The organism is Paramagnetospirillum magneticum AMB-1 (assembly GCF_000009985.1).
GTDB classification, from domain to species: Bacteria; Pseudomonadota; Alphaproteobacteria; order Rhodospirillales; family Magnetospirillaceae; genus Phaeospirillum; species Phaeospirillum magneticum.
In genome coordinates this window covers 3099609-3114314 of sequence record NC_007626.1, presented here as the reverse complement: position 1 = coordinate 3114314, position 14706 = coordinate 3099609, and the positions used below count along the sequence as shown (strand labels likewise).

General features: G+C 66.7%; 19 protein-coding genes and 1 pseudogene. 15 read left to right on the top strand and 5 right to left on the bottom strand.

The genetic code is table 11. The features are described from left to right. Positions 1–43: 43 nt before the first annotated feature. From AMB_RS14695 to AMB_RS25285, 13 genes are all read left to right on the top strand, one after another. Positions 44–232 (top strand): hypothetical protein, encoded by a 189-nt coding sequence (locus AMB_RS14695; protein WP_011385296.1) that lies wholly within the window; start codon positions 44–46, stop codon positions 230–232. Then, positions 232–528, top strand: coding sequence for a hypothetical protein (locus AMB_RS14690; protein WP_011385295.1), 297 nt, complete (start codon positions 232–234; stop codon positions 526–528). Before AMB_RS14695 ends, AMB_RS14690 begins: the two co-directional genes overlap by 1 nt. Beyond that, positions 525–1658, top strand: a complete 1134-nt coding sequence (locus tag AMB_RS14685; RefSeq protein ID WP_011385294.1) for an ABC transporter permease — start codon at positions 525–527, stop codon at positions 1656–1658. Before AMB_RS14690 ends, AMB_RS14685 begins: the two co-directional genes overlap by 4 nt. 139 nt (positions 1659–1797) lie before the next feature. Further along, positions 1798–2475: an ABC transporter ATP-binding protein gene (locus AMB_RS14680; RefSeq protein ID WP_011385293.1), complete on the top strand. Its 678-nt coding sequence runs from the start codon at positions 1798–1800 to the stop codon at positions 2473–2475. Then, positions 2475–3512, top strand: coding sequence for a hypothetical protein (locus tag AMB_RS14675; protein ID WP_011385292.1), 1038 nt, complete (start codon positions 2475–2477; stop codon positions 3510–3512). The genes AMB_RS14680 and AMB_RS14675 overlap by 1 nt, the downstream gene beginning before the upstream one ends. Continuing rightward, positions 3509–3997, top strand: a complete 489-nt coding sequence (locus AMB_RS14670) for a TlpA family protein disulfide reductase (protein ID WP_011385291.1) — start codon at positions 3509–3511, stop codon at positions 3995–3997. Before AMB_RS14675 ends, AMB_RS14670 begins: the two co-directional genes overlap by 4 nt. Beyond that, positions 3994–4173: a TRASH domain-containing protein gene (locus AMB_RS14665; protein WP_043744645.1), complete on the top strand. Its 180-nt coding sequence runs from the start codon at positions 3994–3996 to the stop codon at positions 4171–4173. The genes AMB_RS14670 and AMB_RS14665 overlap by 4 nt, the downstream gene beginning before the upstream one ends. A 40-nt stretch (positions 4174–4213) precedes the next feature. Next, entirely contained in the window at positions 4214–4453 is a 240-nt protein-coding gene (locus tag AMB_RS14660; RefSeq protein WP_231848854.1) for a hypothetical protein, read from the top strand. A gap of 16 nt (positions 4454–4469) precedes the next feature. Next, the gene (locus tag AMB_RS14655; RefSeq protein ID WP_011385289.1) at positions 4470–5147 is read left to right on the top strand and encodes a hypothetical protein; all 678 of its coding nucleotides are present in this window, start codon (positions 4470–4472) and stop codon (positions 5145–5147) included. After that, complete coding sequence (locus AMB_RS14650; protein ID WP_231848853.1) at positions 5144–7561, top strand: heavy metal translocating P-type ATPase; 2418 nt, start codon at positions 5144–5146, stop codon at positions 7559–7561. The genes AMB_RS14655 and AMB_RS14650 overlap by 4 nt, the downstream gene beginning before the upstream one ends. After that, on the top strand, positions 7562–8251 hold the full coding sequence (locus AMB_RS14645; protein WP_011385287.1) for a sulfite exporter TauE/SafE family protein: 690 nt from the start codon (positions 7562–7564) through the stop codon (positions 8249–8251). It abuts the gene before it with no gap. A gap of 56 nt (positions 8252–8307) precedes the next feature. Next, complete coding sequence (locus AMB_RS14640; RefSeq protein ID WP_043744642.1) at positions 8308–8796, top strand: nitrous oxide reductase accessory protein NosL; 489 nt, start codon at positions 8308–8310, stop codon at positions 8794–8796. Between the two features lie 61 nt (positions 8797–8857). Beyond that, positions 8858–9151 carry a hypothetical protein gene (locus AMB_RS25285; protein WP_148207424.1) on the top strand — a complete coding sequence of 98 codons (294 nt, stop codon included), beginning with the start codon at positions 8858–8860 and terminating at the stop codon, positions 9149–9151. Between the two features lie 3 nt (positions 9152–9154). Here the strand turns inward: AMB_RS25285 and AMB_RS14635 are convergent, their stop codons facing one another. Both AMB_RS14635 and AMB_RS14630 read right to left on the bottom strand, forming a co-directional pair. Then, positions 9155–9400 carry a TniB family NTP-binding protein gene (locus AMB_RS14635; protein ID WP_011385285.1) on the bottom strand — a complete coding sequence of 82 codons (246 nt, stop codon included), beginning with the start codon at positions 9398–9400 and terminating at the stop codon, positions 9155–9157. A gap of 174 nt (positions 9401–9574) precedes the next feature. Further along, positions 9575–9976 carry a TniQ family protein gene (locus AMB_RS14630; RefSeq protein WP_011385284.1) on the bottom strand — a complete coding sequence of 134 codons (402 nt, stop codon included), beginning with the start codon at positions 9974–9976 and terminating at the stop codon, positions 9575–9577. 324 nt (positions 9977–10300) lie between these two features. Here AMB_RS14630 and AMB_RS26930 point away from each other — a divergent pair. Both AMB_RS26930 and AMB_RS26925 read left to right on the top strand, forming a co-directional pair. Next, positions 10301–10828 (top strand): annotated as a pseudogene (locus tag AMB_RS26930) (MBL fold metallo-hydrolase); the annotation flags it as partial. A 91-nt stretch (positions 10829–10919) separates the two neighbouring features. Next, complete coding sequence (locus AMB_RS26925; protein ID WP_323131577.1) at positions 10920–11240, top strand: hypothetical protein; 321 nt, start codon at positions 10920–10922, stop codon at positions 11238–11240. 172 nt (positions 11241–11412) lie between these two features. On the opposite strand, the gene AMB_RS14620 is transcribed toward AMB_RS26925, so the two are convergent. The 3 genes from AMB_RS14620 to AMB_RS14610 all read right to left on the bottom strand — a co-directional run bounded on the left by AMB_RS14620 (position 11413) and on the right by AMB_RS14610 (position 14699). Further along, positions 11413–11730, bottom strand: a complete 318-nt coding sequence (locus tag AMB_RS14620; protein WP_011385282.1) for an ArsR/SmtB family transcription factor — start codon at positions 11728–11730, stop codon at positions 11413–11415. 131 nt (positions 11731–11861) lie between these two features. After that, positions 11862–13796 (bottom strand): 1-deoxy-D-xylulose-5-phosphate synthase, encoded by a 1935-nt coding sequence (gene dxs, locus AMB_RS14615; protein WP_011385281.1) that lies wholly within the window; start codon positions 13794–13796, stop codon positions 11862–11864. 12 nt (positions 13797–13808) lie between these two features. Then, positions 13809–14699 carry a polyprenyl synthetase family protein gene (locus AMB_RS14610; protein WP_043744639.1) on the bottom strand — a complete coding sequence of 297 codons (891 nt, stop codon included), beginning with the start codon at positions 14697–14699 and terminating at the stop codon, positions 13809–13811. Positions 14700–14706 lie beyond the last annotated feature (7 nt).

Below are 14706 nucleotides of genomic sequence, written 5' to 3'. Positions count from 1 at the left end.
TCCCGGCCGACCCCGCGTGTCATGGAGAATGGAGGACGAGGCAATGAGCACTTCCACCGTCAAGAATGCGGCCAAGACCAATGAGGTCGGCCTGGGCTCCCTGGTGCTGGGCACCGGGCTGACCGTCGCATCGCTGATCCTGGTTCCCGCCCTGTCTCAGAGCCTGGGCGTGGGGCCGAGCCTGACCGGCGCCCTGCGCGTGGTTCTGATGAAGGCGGCGGCCCGGGTGTGATGCGAAGCTCCGATGTCTTTCTGGTTCTGGCTCTGGCGATGCTGACCCTGTTCGGGGCCAGTTTCGCCGATGCCGCCCGTGGCGTGGCCGCGGCGCGTCACGGTCTGGCCGCCAAGGCCGAAATGGTGGAGCAACTGGGCCTGACCGATCTGGTGCTGTTCACCGAGGCCCGCTACACCCGCCATCCCAGTCAGGCCGATCTGCATTCGGCCTTCCAGGACCACCCCTTCGCCCTGGACCACTTTCCCAGCGGATCGCTGTTGCCGCCGCCCCTGCTGAACGGACCAAGTTCATGAGCGCCTGGCTGCACAAGCAGCGCAATCTGCTGGACTTCACCCTGTCGTCGCTGTCGCGGCGACGGGGCAAGACGCTGGGGATGATGGCGGTCTATACCGCCATCGTCTTCGTGCTGGCCTCGGTGATGCTGTTCTCCCACGCCATCCGCCGCGAGGCCGCCGTGGTCCTGGCCAAAAGCCCGGAAGTGCTGGTCCAGCGCATGGTGGCCGGACGCCATGATCTGATTCCCGCCCGCCATCTCGACGCCGTCAAGGGCATCCGGGGCGTGCAATCCGCCGAGGGGCGGCTGTGGGGCTATCTGTTCGACCCGGCCGCCGCGGCCAATTACACTTTGATGGTTCCCGCCAATCCCCGCATCGAGCCGGGCAAGGTGGTGATCGGCGACGGCGTGGCGCGGGTTCGAAGCGCCGATCCCGGCGACCTGATGAGCTTTCGCGCCCATGACGGCGCCCTGGTCCAGTTCAAGGTGGACCGCGCCATCTCGCGGGACTCCGCCCTGGTCTCGGCCGACCTGTTCCTGGTGGCGGAAGAGGATTTCCGCCGCCTGTTTGGCATCGCGCCCGGCCTGTTCACCGATCTGGCCATCTCGGTGCGCAATCCGCGCGAGGTGACCAAGATCGCCGAGAAGATCGACGCCGCCTTGCCCGACACCCGCATCATTCTCAGGGACGAGATCCTGCGGACCTACGAGTCGGTGTTCGACTGGCGCGAGGGCATGCTGCTGGTGCTGCTGGCCGGCTCGATCCTGGCCTTCGCCATCTTCTCGTGGGAGAAGGCCTCGGGCCTGTCGGCCGAGGAGCGGCGCGAGATCGGCATCCTCAAGGCGGTGGGCTGGGAAACCAGCGACGTCATCCGCCTGAAGATGCTGGAAGGCCTGGTGGTGTCGCTGTCGGCCTTTCTGGTGGGCTATCTCCTGGCCTATTTCCACGTCTTCCACTTGGGGGCCGGATTGTTCGAACCGGTGCTGAAGGGCTGGGCGATGCTGTATCCAAAATACAAGCTGACGCCCTTCGTCGACGAATTGCAGGTGGCCACCCTGTTCTTCTTCACGGTGTTTCCCTACACCATCGCCACGGTGGTGCCCATCTGGCGGGCGGCGATCGTCGATCCCGATACGGTGATGCGATGATCCGCCCCACAAGCCTGATTGTCATCCCGAGCGCAGCCGAGGGATCTCCGCCTGCTCCGACTGTGCCGCAATGGAATAGCCGGATCAGGACGAGATCCCTCCTCCCGCGGGTCGTCGGGATGACAGGCGGAGGTCTGCGATGATCCATCTTTCCGACGTCCGCAAGGCCTTCAACCAGGGCAAGTCCAACGAGTTCTGGGCCTTGAAGGGCATCGACCTTTCGGTCCGGGCCGGCAAAGTGACCGTGTTTCGCGGGCCTTCGGGCTCGGGCAAGACCACGCTGCTGACCCTGGTGGGCTGTCTGGCGCGTCCCACCTCGGGCCGGGTGCGGCTGCGCGACCGCGATATTTCCGGCCTGCCGGAGCGGTTCCTGACCGATATCCGCCGTTCCACCTTCGGTTTCGTGTTCCAGCAGTTCAACCTGCTGAAGGGCATCAGCGCCCTGGAGAACGTCATGATTCCGGCCTATCCCTTGGGTGTCGACCGCAAGGAGCTGAGCGAGCGCGCCCATGCCCTGATGGAGAGCCTGGGCATCGGCGCCAAGGCGTCGTCCATGGCCGAATGGCTGTCGGGCGGCGAGGCCCAGCGGGTGGCCATCGCCCGGGCCTTGATCAACGACCCCGAGGTGGTGATCGCCGACGAGCCCACCGCCAACCTGGACAGCGAGCGGTCGCGGCAGTTCCTGGCCATCGTCGAGACCTTGAAGGCCTCGGGCAAGACGGTGCTGATGACCAGCCATGATCCCCTGGTCTGCGACACCGAAGTGGTCGACCATGTGGTGTCCCTGCGCGACGGCCAGTTGGTGGAGGCGCGCTGATGCTGTTTCAGCCGGCCATCATCGCCCTGCTGCTGGCCTCGCTGGCCGGCACCGTGATGGTGGCCGCCTCGGTGCCGTTCGCCGTCGCGGTGCTGCGCCGCTGGGATACCGCCAGCGGCTCCGAGGCTCAGTTGGAGATGGAAAAGCGCACCTATCTGGTCTCCACCCTGCTGGTGGTGGTGCTGCTGTCCGAACTGGCCTCGCTGGTGCTGTTCGTGTTCAACGCTGACCGCATGTCCTCGCTGTTCGTCGGCGCCATGTGCGCGGTGGGAACGCTCAACGTCAACGAGTTCGGCTTTCCCGCCCTGTACCTCAAGATCGTGGTATTCTTCGCCGCCGGGGCCTGGCTGGTGCTCAATCACGTGGATTCTCGGGGTTTCGACTATCCCCTGGTGCGGGTGAAGTATGGTGCGCTGATGGCCCTGGCGCCGCTGATGGCGGCGGCGGCGGGGGTGCAGCTGGCCTATTTCCTCGGCCTGCGCGCCGATGTGATCGCGTCGTGCTGCTCCACCCTGTTCTCCGGGGCGACCCAGGTGACCAGCGACAAACTGGCGGCGGTGGCGCCGGAAGTCTCGCTGGCCGGGCTGGCCCTGATTCTGGGGCTGGCGATGGCGGTCGGACGGCGGGTCCTTGCCCGTGGCACGGGGGCGGTGGTCTATGCCGTCCTCTCCGTCCTGGCCTTCGTGGTGGCCATGGAAGCGGTGGTGGCGGCCATCTCGGTCTATGTCTACGAGTTGCCGCACCACCATTGCCCCTTCTGCATCCTGAAGGGCGAATACGGCCATGTGGGCTACGCCCTCTATGTCCCGCTGTTCGCCGCCGCCGTGCTGGGGCTGGGGGGCGGCATCGCCCAATGGGCCTCGGGCCTGCCCAGTCTGGCCGAGGCGGCGCCCCGGATCATGCGGCGCTGTGTCGGCTCCTCCATGGCGGGGTTCGGCCTGTTCGGCGCGGTGACGCTGTGGCTGATCTGGCGCTCGCACCTGATCTTGCTGGAGCCCGAGCGGCTTTTGCCCATCCTGCCCGGAGGCCAACCATGAGAGCGTTCCGTCTGTTGGCCGTCCTGCTGCTGTTGGCTGGGTGCGGCGAGGAGGGGGGCAAGGCCCCCCATGTGGGCGATGCGCCGCCCGCCTTTAAGCTGAGCGCCCTGGACGGGGCGGTGGTGGATTATCCCGCCCAACTGTCCGGCAAGGTGGTGGTGGTGCGGTTCTGGGCGACGTGGTGCCCATTCTGTAAGGACGAAATGAAGATGATCCAGGCCGTGTGGAGCCAGTCCCGCGACAGGGGCTTCGAGGTTCTGGCGGTCAATGCCGGCCAGGACAAGGGCGACATCGACGGATTCGTCGCCAAGCTGGGCGTGACCTATCCGGTGCTGCTGGACCCCGGCTCCAAGGTCACCCGGCAATACGGCGTCACCGGCCTGCCCATGACCCTGTTCGTCGGCCGCGACGGCAGGATCAAAGGCCGCATCCTGGGCGAGACCGACGAGGCCACCTTCCGCCGCAAGCTGGAGGAGCTGCTATGAACAATACGCCGGAGCAGAGCTGCGACCTTTGCGGTCTGCCGGTGCTCAAGGACGGCCTACACTTGAAGGCCTCTGGGCGGGAATACGCCTTTTGCTGCGAAGGCTGCCGGGGGATCTGGGTGATGCTGAACCCGGATGCCGTCGAGGATAAGGGGACAAAAAATGATGAGCAATGAAACCAACCATCTTGGACATGAACTTGGAAAGGGGGCTGTGATGACTGTTGGATATGTGGCGGGACGGAGTCTGTTCGGGCGTTTGCTGCTCAACCCGGTGGTGATGCTGGGGGCGGGAATCGCCATCGGCTATTACGGCTACAAGTACCGCAAGGAGATCACCGCCGCTGTGGCCAAGGCCGGCGACATGGGCAAGGACATGGTGCTGAACGCCAAGGAGAACCTGGCCGATCTGGTCGAGGAGACCCGCGAGGCCGAGGAAGCCAAGGCCAAGGAATAGCGGGGAGGCTGCGGCCATGATTGGAGGAAGGGGGAAGGCGGCCCAGGCCGCCCGCGAGGCGCGTGCCAGGGTTCTGTGGCGGGGCATGGCCGTGCGGTATCGCGCCGAGGGCCATGTCCGCTTCGACCTGCCCGAGCCGCTTTGCACGCCCGAGGCGGCGGCGGTGCTGACCGGCGGGCTGGAGGTGATCGAGGGCGTCTACCGTGTCCACGTCTTCACCGGCGCGGGCAAGCTCTCCATCCGCTGGTTCGAGGATGTCTGTCCCCTGGCCGACATCGTCCGGGTGCTGGCCGGGCTGGTGGCCGAGGCGGTGGACCTGGACCGCGAACCGCCGGCCCCGGGCGAGGAGCCGGTTCCGGCCGGCTGGCTCGACCGCCTCAAGGCCTGTGCCCCGGTCCAGGCGGTCCGCCGACGCTATGACGACCTCCGGGCCAAGGCCGAGGTGGTGCGCCAGATCGTCGCTATCAAGACCGGAAAGCCCATCCCGGGCGGCGTCGACCTGCAGGAATGGCTGATCCATTTCTGCAACGACCTGGTGGCCTTCTACCTGATCCGCCAGCACTGGGACCGCATCATCGGCCAGTGGCTGCCCCGGCCGTGGGCTCATCGCTACCAGTGGCTGACGGTGATCTACCTGACCTTCCTGCTGGTCCGTTACCGCAAAGGGGCGGGTCCCAAGCTGGTGAAGAAATGATGGAGGCCATCCAGGTCGTCCACCAACTGCGGCGCCGGGTCCGGGTGGTGGTTCCGGCGCTGAAGGGGGAGGCCGAGCGGCTGTGCCTGCTGGAAATCCTGCTGCGCAAGCACGCCGCCATCGGCGAGGTGCGGGTGGTGCCGGCGCTGGCCTCGCTGGCCGTGCGCTTCGATCCCCGCCGGATGCCGGCCGAAAACCTGCTGCGGCTGCTCGACACCGTGGCGGGCAATGTGGCCCGCGCACCCCGGCAAAAGCCGCCGCCGCCGGCCTTGGGCGATGACTCCCAACAGGCCGAGGTCTCGGTGGCGGTGGAGGGCATGACCTGCGCCTCCTGCGCCGCCCTGATCCAGATGAGCCTGAACCGCGACCCCGCCATCCGCTCCGCCAACGTCAATTACGCCACCGCGACTGCGACGGTGGTTGGGACTCTGGACCGTCCGGCCCTGGAGGCCCGCATCGGGGCGCTGGGCTACGAGGCGCGGCCCATGGATACGCTGTCCCAGCGCCGCATGATCGTCGAGCGCGAGCGCAGGCATGTGCAAGACGCCAAGCGCCGCGCCGTGGTGGCCTGTCTGCTCAGCCTGCCGGTGATGGTCATCGGCATGGCCATGCCGCGATCCCGGTTCTGGCATGTAGTGGAATTCGCGTTGACCACCCCGGTGGTGCTGGGGGCGGGCCGTCCGTTCTTCTCCCGCGCCGCCAAGCTGGCTAAAAGTCGCGCCGCCAACATGGACACCCTGATCGCCCTGGGCTCGGGTGCGGCCTATGGCCATTCGGTGGCCTCGCTGCTGGCCGGGAGGCATCACCTCTATTTCGAGGCGGCGGCGGGGATCGTGTCCTTCGTGCTGCTGGGCCGCTGGCTGGAGGAGCGGGCCAAGGGCAAGGCGGGCGACGCCATCCGCCGCCTGCTCGATCTGCAGCCGCCCACCGCCACCCTGGTTCGCGACGAGGTCGAGGTAGTGGTGCCCGTCGACGATCTGGTGGTCGGCGATATCCTGGTGGTGCGCCCCGGCGAACGGGTGCCGGTGGACGGAACCGTCACCGGCGGCCGCACCACCTTGGACGAATCCATGGTCACGGGCGAAAGCATGCCGGTGGTCAAGGGGCCGGGCGACGGGGTGATCGGCGGCTGCATCAACGGAGCGGGTAGCTTCCGTATGCGCGCCACCGCCGTGGGCCAGGACACCGTGCTGGCCGGTATCGTCCGCATGGTCGATCACGCCCAGGCCGCCAAGCTGCCGGTGCAGCGTCTGGCCGACCGGGTTTCCTCGGTCTTCGTGCCGGGCGTGGTGGCGGTGGCGGGGGTGACCTTCGCCACCTGGCTGGCCGGGGGGGCGAGAGTATCCACCGCCCTGGGCAATGCGGTGTCGGTGCTGCTGATCGCCTGCCCCTGCGCCCTGGGGCTCGCCACGCCCACCGCCATCATGGCGGCCACCGGACAGGCGGCGCGGCGCGGCATCTATATCCGCAACGGCGAGGCGCTGGAGACGGCTTCGAAGCTCGGCGTGCTGGTGTTCGACAAGACCGGGACGGTGACGGAAGGGCGCCCTGTGGTTTCCCATTTCTCGGCCCGGCCGGGCTTTGATCCCGACCAGGTTCTGGCCCTGGTCGCCGCCGCCGAGGCGGGGTCCGAGCATCATCTCGGCCGCTCGGTGGTGGATTACGCCCGCTCGCGTGGGATCGAGCCCTCCTCGGCCGAAGAGTTCATGGCCGAGATCGGGCGCGGCATCCGTGCCCGGGTGGGTCGGCATGTGGTGCAGGTGGGCAGCGCCGCCTTTCTGGCGGAAGAAGGCGTCGGTGTCGACCAACTCCCATCCCTCGACGGCCAGACTCCAGTCCTGGCCGCAATCGACGGCAAGTTCGCCGCCCTGTTCGCCATCTCCGACCGGCCGCGTCCCACCTCGGCGGCGGCCATCGCCCGCCTGCACGAGATGGGCATCCGCACCATCATGGTGACCGGCGACGTGGAGGCCGCCGCCCGTCACATCGCCGCCGAAGTGGGGATTCCCGAGGTGGTGGCCCAGGCCTCTCCGTCGCGCAAGCAGGAGATCGTCGCCGAGCTTCGGGCCGCCGGTGAAGCGGTCGGCATGATCGGCGACGGCATCAACGATGCCCCCGCCCTGGCCGCCGCCGATGTGGGCTTCGCCATCGGCACCGGCACCGACGTGGCCATCGAGGCGGCGCCGGTCACCCTGGTCAACGGCGACATCGCCAAGGTGGCCGAGATGATCGAGCTGTCGCGCAAGACCATGCGCATCATCCGCCAGAATCTGGTCTGGGCCATGGGCTACAACACCATCGCCATTCCTGGCGCCGCCCTGGGGGAACTCAGCCCCATGGTGGCCTCGTCGGCCATGGCACTGTCCTCGGTCTCGGTGGTGACCAACTCGCTGCGGCTGCAGAAGGACCGGTAGGTGGGAGGCGAACTCGACTATACGCTTGCCTTCATGGCCGGCATCCTGGGCAGTGGCCATTGCGTCGGCATGTGCGGCTCGCTGGTCTCGGCCTGCTTCGTCCGCATGGGCGAGAACGGCCGGGGGGCTCTGCCGGCGCTGGCCTATCACGGGGCGCGGATCTCCATCTATGGGCTGGTCGGCCTCGTCGCGGCGGCCCTGGGCCTCGCTTTGGTCTCCACCGGCATCGTCGGCAAGGTCCAGGGCGTCCTTCAGATCGTCGCCGGCCTGGTGGTCATCGCCCTCGGCCTCGACATCCTGGGCTGGCTGCCCCGGCGGCTGCCGTTGATCGGCATGCCCATGCGCAGCTTCGGGAAATACTATTTCGCCGCCGCCTCCAAGGGGGCGGTGCCGGGAGCGGCCCTGGCCGGGGTGATGAACGGACTGATGCCCTGCGCCCTGACCCTGGCGGTGGCGGTCAAGGCGACGGCGGCGCCGCAGGTGTGGCAGGGCGGGGCGCTGATGCTGGCCTTCGGGCTGGGCACCTTGCCATCCATGCTGTTCGTGAGCCTGGTGCTGGGCTGCCTGGGCTCGCGGGCACGCGGCTGGCTGCTGAAGGGGGCGGCCGTGGTGGTCATCGCCCTGGGCGCCGCCACCCTGATGCAGGGCCTGCGCTTTTTCGCGGTCATGAAAAACCTGCCCAACTGGTGAGCCTTTTGCGTCCGTCCCCGGCGAGGGGCACTCCTTTGAACTCACAAGGAAACCTCATGCGCCTGCTTGCTGCATTGTTGCTGTCCCTGGTTTTGTTCTCCGCCCAGGCGGAGGCGGGCGAGGTGGTGGTGGCGCCGCCCGGCCCCAACAGCGTCTGCCCGGTCTGCGGCATGTTCGTGGCCAAGTATCCGGAATGGGTGGCCGCCGTGGTGTTCAAGGACGGCCACACCCACTATTTCGACGGCGCCAAGGACCTGTTCAAGTTCATGCGCGAGGTGGGCAAGTTCGATGCGGGCCACGGTCCGGGCGACATCGCCATCGTGGCGGTGACCGATTACTACGCCGTCAGGACCCTGGACGCCCGAGGGGCCTTCTTCGTGGTCGGTTCGGACGTACTGGGGCCCATGGGGCACGAACTGGTTCCCCTGGCGTCCCGGCAGGATGCGGAAGAGTTCATGGCCGATCACAAGGGCAAGAGCATCCTGACCTTCGATCAGGTGGGTGTCGAGATCCTGAAAAGCCTTGATAAGGGCTCGGCCAAGTAATCCAAACGTACGCCCGCGTCAGGCCACCCGGCGCGGCCTCGACGGTGGCGCTACTCAGCCTGTGGGCGAGCGCCGAAATGGTCGCGCGATCCTCATCGGATGCCGCCAGATCCAGGCAGGCGAGCATGTCGAGGGAGGTCCGCTGGAACAGTCGGGCCAGCCGGCCCATTTCCTGCGGGCCGAGGATCTCCAACTGGGTCGCCAGATGATTCCGATCCAGTCGCCCGGTAATCCCCCCTGGAAACAAGGGGATCGGAACGTGGAATTTTCTCGGTCAGGTGAACGAGGAGATTCGAATCCCAATACGGCCATCGGCGGCATCACACTCGCCCAGAAACTCAAACTGGCAGACTGAATTCTATGTCCGGGCCCCCTTAAGAACCGGGGGATTATCCTTGGCGAACTTCAGGGCGATGGTGGGCTTGCCGTTGTTGGTGTCGCCGTGAATCAGCAGGCGGGGCGGCCGGTGGCTGTTGGGGGCCTCGATCATCTGCTCCATCAGCGTCAGAGACTTCAGTCCGACCCGATAGGGCACCCAGCCGGTGCGGCGTACGTAGGAGAGCCGTTCTTCCAGGTCTGTCTTGGCCGGCGGGACGGGCAGCATGGCGCACCAGCCGCTCGGTGTGGGGCCGCAAATCACGCCAGAATCGACGGGAGTCGGAGACGGGATCAGGGAGGCCGGTGCCCTTGTGGCGGCCGTCTCCTATGATGCCGCGCCGCCATTGCTCTTCCGGTGAGCAGCCGATGCCGGCGACCGATGGCGTCGTCCGCTGGCGGCTCACTTGAGAAGCGTCATCGGGCTGCTGCTGGTGCGTTCCAGTTGCCAGCGCGATACCCCAGCCGCCTCGCAGGTCGCATGGAAGCGGTGGGGCCAGTCGTCGAGCATCCGGGCCGCCAGGGCAGGCGCGTAGAGATGCCCACCCCAGCGGGTGACCATGGCATCGGCCAGGATGTCGGCCGAGATGCCCGTGGCCGCCGACAGGCGGACCCGCAGGGGGCGCTCGGCCAAGCGATCCAGGTCACGGCTGTGGATCTGGGCACCGTTGGTGGCTACGCCATACAACTCGGCCGGCGTCAGGCCGTTGCTCCAGGCGGTCCTGGAGAACCACGACGAGAAGGTCTCACCCGGCAACGGCCGAGGCCGCCCCGGCCACAAGGGGATGGGCCGTCCGGCGTTCATGGATAATTCCTCGGATGTCAGAACGAGGACTCACATGGGCACGCCGAAACCGACTTCAATGCGCCAGAATTTGGCTCTTACCGGAATCGGTTTGAATCAAAGGCATGAAAATTTCCACCGCCACCCTGAATGCGGCTGCCGCCATCTATAGTGCGGAATGACAGAAGCGCTTGAAACTTGTCGCACTGCGTCAAATATGCAAAGACTTACCGAATTAACCGGGAGAGTCTCACCGTGAGCCGTTCGACCTTGATCCATCCCCTGACCGAGCCGCCGTCCCCCGCGCAATTGCTGGACGTGGCGCCGGGGGTGCGGTGGATTCGCATGCCGCTGCCCTTCGCTCTCGATCACATCAATCTGTGGGTTCTCGATGATGGCGACGGCGTGGTGCTGGTGGATACCGGCCTGGGCAACGACGCCACCAAGGCCCTGTGGGAGGACATCTTCGCCGGGCCTTTGGCTGGCAAGACGGTCAACCGGCTGATCGCCACCCATTTTCATCCCGACCACATGGGGCTGGCCGGCTGGCTGAGTGACAAGCTGGGCGTCGATCTGACCGCCATGATGCGGGAATGGCTGTTCGGCCGCATGCTGTGGCTGGAGGACAGTGCCGATTTCGTCGCCAACCAGCTCCATTACTATACCCGCATCGGCCTGGACGCCGAGCAGTTGGAGGGCGTGAAGGAGCGGCGCAACACCTATCGCTCGCGCATCGACGTGATTCCGGTCCGCGTCATCGGCATCCGCCATGGCGATACCCTGTCCGTCGGCGGGCGGAGCTGGCGGGTGATCGAGGGCGGCGGCCATTCGCCTGAGCATGCCTGCCTGTATTGCGAGGAGGCCGGGCTGCTGATTTCCGGCGATCAGGTGCTGCCGCGCATTTCGCCCATCGTCGGCGTGTGGCCGCAACAGCCGGAATCCGAGCCGCTGTCCCTGTTCCTCGATGCCCTGGACCGCCCTGCGGCATCTGCCCGGGGACACTCTGGTGCTGCCGTCCCACGGCTTGCCGTTCATGGGGCTGCACACCCGCATCGACGACCTCAAGGCCCATCATGCCGAACGCCTGGACAAGACCCTGCAGGCCTGTGCCCAGCCGGCAACCGCGGTGCAGGTGCTGAAAGTGCTGTTCACCCGTCCCTTGGATGCCCATCAACTGGGGTTCGCCACCGGCGAGACTCTCGCTCACCTCCATCATCTGATGAAGCTGGGCCGCGTGGTGCGAACTCTGGAGGAGGATGGGGTGTGGCGCTATCGCCGGGCTTAGCAGGCTGCGGAAAGGCTCTACTTCGGGGGCTTTTGCCCCCGATCCCCCAATCGGGAAGCACAGCTTCCCGAACCCTTCAGCTTTCTGAAAAAAACTGGTGGTTCGGAGGCTGTGCCTCTGAACGGGTCTGGGCGGTAGCCCTGCCGCGCAAGCGGGCCTTTCCAGCAGCCTGTCAGCCCGCGCAGGCGGCGCCTTCCGGCTTGCAGTAAAGCCCGTACAGGGTGTCGATCACCGCACGCGCTTCTACTCCGGCCAGAGAGTAGAAGATGGTCTGCGCCTGGCGCCTCGTGGTGACCAGACAATCGCGGCGCAGGCGGGCCAGATGCTGGGACAGCGCCGATTGGGACAGGCCGATGATGCGTTCCAGCTCGCCCACCGACTTTTCGCCGGGGAGAAGCTGGCACAGGATCATCAAGCGGTGTTCATTGCTCATGGCCTTCAGCAATGCGCTGGCCCGGCGGGCGCTTTCCTGAAGTTTTTCCAATTCCATGGCCGCTGTCCTCAAAACTCGAATGTTACATATATGATATCACTGATTCACCGTAATTCAATCCATATACAAAACGGCGCCGCTCATAAGTGAACGGCGCCGCGTTACTACAGTAATTGTTATGTGTATTGTCAGGCGCTGACAACCGACCGGGCTTCGCCCAGGGTGGCCAGAACGGTGGCCACGATGCCCGAGGCGTTGAGGCCGATCTTCTCGTACTGGATGGCCGGGGCGTCGTGCTCGACGAAGACGTCGGGCAGGGCCAGGGGACGGACCTTGAGGCCGTTATCCAGGGCGCCCTTGGAGGCCAGCAAGTGCAGCACGTGGCTGCCGAACCCGCCCACCGAGCCTTCCTCGACGGTGATCAGCACTTCGTGCTCGCGCGCCAGACGCAGGATCAGCTCCTCGTCCAGCGGCTTCATGAAGCGGGCATCCACCACCGTGGGGGCGAGGCCGCGGGCGGCCAGTTCGTCCGCCGCCTTCAGCGCCTCGGCCAAGCGGGTGCCCAGCGACAGAATGGCGACCCGGTTGCCTTCGCGCACCACTCGGCCCTTGCCGATGGGCATCACCGAGCCCCGCTCGGACAGCTCGATGCCCACGCCCTCGCCGCGCGGATAGCGGAAGGCGGAGGGGCGGTCGTCGATGGAGACGGCGGTGGCCACCGCATGCATCAGATCGGCCTCGTCCGACGGGCACATGATGACGATGTCGGGCAGGCAGCCCAGGAAGGCCATGTCATAGGACCCGGCATGGGTGGCGCCGTCGGCGCCCACCAGACCGGCGCGGTCGATGGCGAAGCGCACCGGCAGCTTCTGCAGCACCACGTCATGCTGCACCTGATCATAGGCGCGCTGCAGGAAGGACGAGTAGATGGCGCAGAACGGCTTGAAGCCCTCGGTGGCCAGGCCGCCGGCGAAGGTCACCGCGTGCTGCTCGGCGATGCCCACGTCGAAGGTGCGGGCCGGAAAGCGATCCCCGAACTTGTCGAGGCCGGTGCCGCCGGGCATGGCGGCGGTGATGGCGACCACGCGGTCGTCCACCTCGGCCTCGGCGATCAGCGCCTTGGCGAAGACCGAGGTGTAGGAGGGCGCATTGGCCTTGGGCTTTTCCAGCTGGCCGGTCAGCACGTCGAAGCGGCCGACGCCGTGATACTTGTCGGCGGCGGCCTCGGCCGGCGGATAGCCGCGGCCCTTCTTGGTCACCACATGCAGCATCACCGGCTTGGTGTCGTCGGAATCGCGGAGATTCTTCAGCACCGGCAGCAGATGCTCGAAATTATGGCCGTCGATGGGGCCGACGTAATAGAAACCCAGTTCCTCGAACAGCGTCCCGCCGCCCGATACCATGCCGCGGGCATATTCCTCGGCGCGGCCCACCGCGCGCTCCAGCGAGGGCGGCAGCAGATGCGCCAGATCCTTCACCAGATGACGCAGCGAGTGGTAGGACGGCGACGACAGCAGGCGCGACAGATGGGCCGACAGCGCACCCACCGGCGGGGCGATGGACATGTCGTTGTCGTTGAGGATGACGATCAGGCGCGAGCCCGCCGCTCCGGCGTTGTTCATGGCCTCATAGGCCTGGCCGGCGCTCATGGCGCCGTCGCCGATCACCGCGATGACGTTGTTGGTGGCCCCCTTGAGATCGCGGGCCACGGCCATGCCCAGCGCCGCCGAGATGGAGGTGGAGGAATGACCGGCGCCGAAGGGATCGTACTCGCTCTCCGACCGGCGGGTGAAGCCCGACAGACCGCCACCCTGGCGCATGGTGCGCATGCGGCCGCGGCGCCCGGTGAGGATCTTGTGGGGATAGGCCTGATGGCCCACGTCCCAGATCAGCCGGTCGCGCGGCGTATCGAAGATGTGGTGCAGCGCCACGGTCAACTCGGCGACGCCCAGGCCGGCGCCCAGGTGGCCGCCGGTGAAGGAGACCGACTGGATCATCTCCTGGCGGACTTCGTAGGTCAGCTGCTCCAACTCTTCGATGGAGAAGTCGCGGATGTCGGCCGGGCTGGACACGCGGTCGAGCAGGGACGACGAGGGCTTACCGGTGGCGGGGGGAGGAGTCATTCCTTTGGGACCTCACGAACGGCGGCGAACGACGAAGCGGGCAACGTCCCGCATCAGATCGGCCTTCTCGCCGAAAGGATCGAGATGGCGGCAGGCCTGCTCGGCCAGCATGTCCGCCTGGGACTTGGCGCGCTCGAGGCCCAGCAGCGAGACGAAGGTCGCCTTGCCGGCGTCAGCATCCTTGTTGACGCGCTTGCCCACTTCGGCCACGTCGCCCTCGACATCGAGGATGTCGTCGGCGATCTGGAAGGCCAGCCCCAGATCATGGGCGTAATTGCGGAGCGCCAGGCGCAGCTCGCCATGGGCCTTGCCCAGTACGGCGCCGGCCTCGCACGAGAACGAGAACAGGCGGCCGGTCTTCAACTGCTGCAGCCGGGTGATGCCCGCCACGTCCAGGTCCAGGGTATGGGCCTGAAGGTCGATCATCTGGCCGCCGACCATACCCTGGCCGCCCGAGGCGTGGGCCAGATCGGCCACCAGCTCGCAGCGCACCGCTGGATCGGCGTGGGTGGCGGGATTGACCAGAACCTCGAAGGCCTTGGTCAGCAGGGCGTCGCCGGCCAGCAGGGCGGTGGCCTCGTCGAAGGCCTTGTGGCAGGTGGGGCGGCCGCGGCGCAGGTCGTCATCGTCCATGCAAGGCAGGTCGTCATGGACCAGCGAGTAGCAATGGATCATCTCGATGGCGCAGGCCACGCGGATGGCGGCGCTTTCGGCCACGTTGAACAGGCTGGCCGACTGCATCACCAGGAAGGGGCGCAGGCGCTTGCCACCGTCCAGGGTGACGTAGCGCATGGCCTCGTGAACCCGGGAATCAGGGGATTCGGAAACCGGCAACAGGCGATCCAACTCGGAATTGACGGCCTGGCTGACGACGGTCAGAGCCTCGGTGAGGCGCGGAGACATGGGAGAA

Bases quoted from the DNA above. Each gene is read 5' to 3' on its own strand.
- AMB_RS14640 (WP_043744642.1), top strand. From the start codon at position 8,308: ATGCGCCTGCTTGCTGCATTGTTGCTGTCCCTGGTTTTGTTCTCCGCC.
- dxs (WP_011385281.1), bottom strand. From the start codon at position 13,796: ATGACTCCTCCCCCCGCCACCGGTAAGCCCTCGTCGTCCCTGCTCGAC.
- AMB_RS14620 (WP_011385282.1), bottom strand. From the start codon at position 11,730: ATGGAATTGGAAAAACTTCAGGAAAGCGCCCGCCGGGCCAGCGCATTG.
- AMB_RS14635 (WP_011385285.1), bottom strand. From the start codon at position 9,400: ATGCTGCCCGTCCCGCCGGCCAAGACAGACCTGGAAGAACGGCTCTCC.
- AMB_RS14610 (WP_043744639.1), bottom strand. From the start codon at position 14,699: ATGTCTCCGCGCCTCACCGAGGCTCTGACCGTCGTCAGCCAGGCCGTC.
- AMB_RS14670 (WP_011385291.1), top strand. From the start codon at position 3,509: ATGAGAGCGTTCCGTCTGTTGGCCGTCCTGCTGCTGTTGGCTGGGTGC.
- AMB_RS14630 (WP_011385284.1), bottom strand. From the start codon at position 9,976: ATGAACGCCGGACGGCCCATCCCCTTGTGGCCGGGGCGGCCTCGGCCG.
- AMB_RS14675 (WP_011385292.1), top strand. From the start codon at position 2,475: ATGCTGTTTCAGCCGGCCATCATCGCCCTGCTGCTGGCCTCGCTGGCC.
- AMB_RS14650 (WP_231848853.1), top strand. From the start codon at position 5,144: ATGATGGAGGCCATCCAGGTCGTCCACCAACTGCGGCGCCGGGTCCGG.
- AMB_RS14690 (WP_011385295.1), top strand. From the start codon at position 232: ATGCGAAGCTCCGATGTCTTTCTGGTTCTGGCTCTGGCGATGCTGACC.
- AMB_RS14665 (WP_043744645.1), top strand. From the start codon at position 3,994: ATGAACAATACGCCGGAGCAGAGCTGCGACCTTTGCGGTCTGCCGGTG.
- AMB_RS14695 (WP_011385296.1), top strand. From the start codon at position 44: ATGAGCACTTCCACCGTCAAGAATGCGGCCAAGACCAATGAGGTCGGC.
- AMB_RS14685 (WP_011385294.1), top strand. From the start codon at position 525: ATGAGCGCCTGGCTGCACAAGCAGCGCAATCTGCTGGACTTCACCCTG.
- AMB_RS14660 (WP_231848854.1), top strand. From the start codon at position 4,214: ATGACTGTTGGATATGTGGCGGGACGGAGTCTGTTCGGGCGTTTGCTG.
- AMB_RS26925 (WP_323131577.1), top strand. From the start codon at position 10,920: ATGCCCTGGACCGCCCTGCGGCATCTGCCCGGGGACACTCTGGTGCTG.
- AMB_RS14655 (WP_011385289.1), top strand. From the start codon at position 4,470: ATGATTGGAGGAAGGGGGAAGGCGGCCCAGGCCGCCCGCGAGGCGCGT.
- AMB_RS14680 (WP_011385293.1), top strand. From the start codon at position 1,798: ATGATCCATCTTTCCGACGTCCGCAAGGCCTTCAACCAGGGCAAGTCC.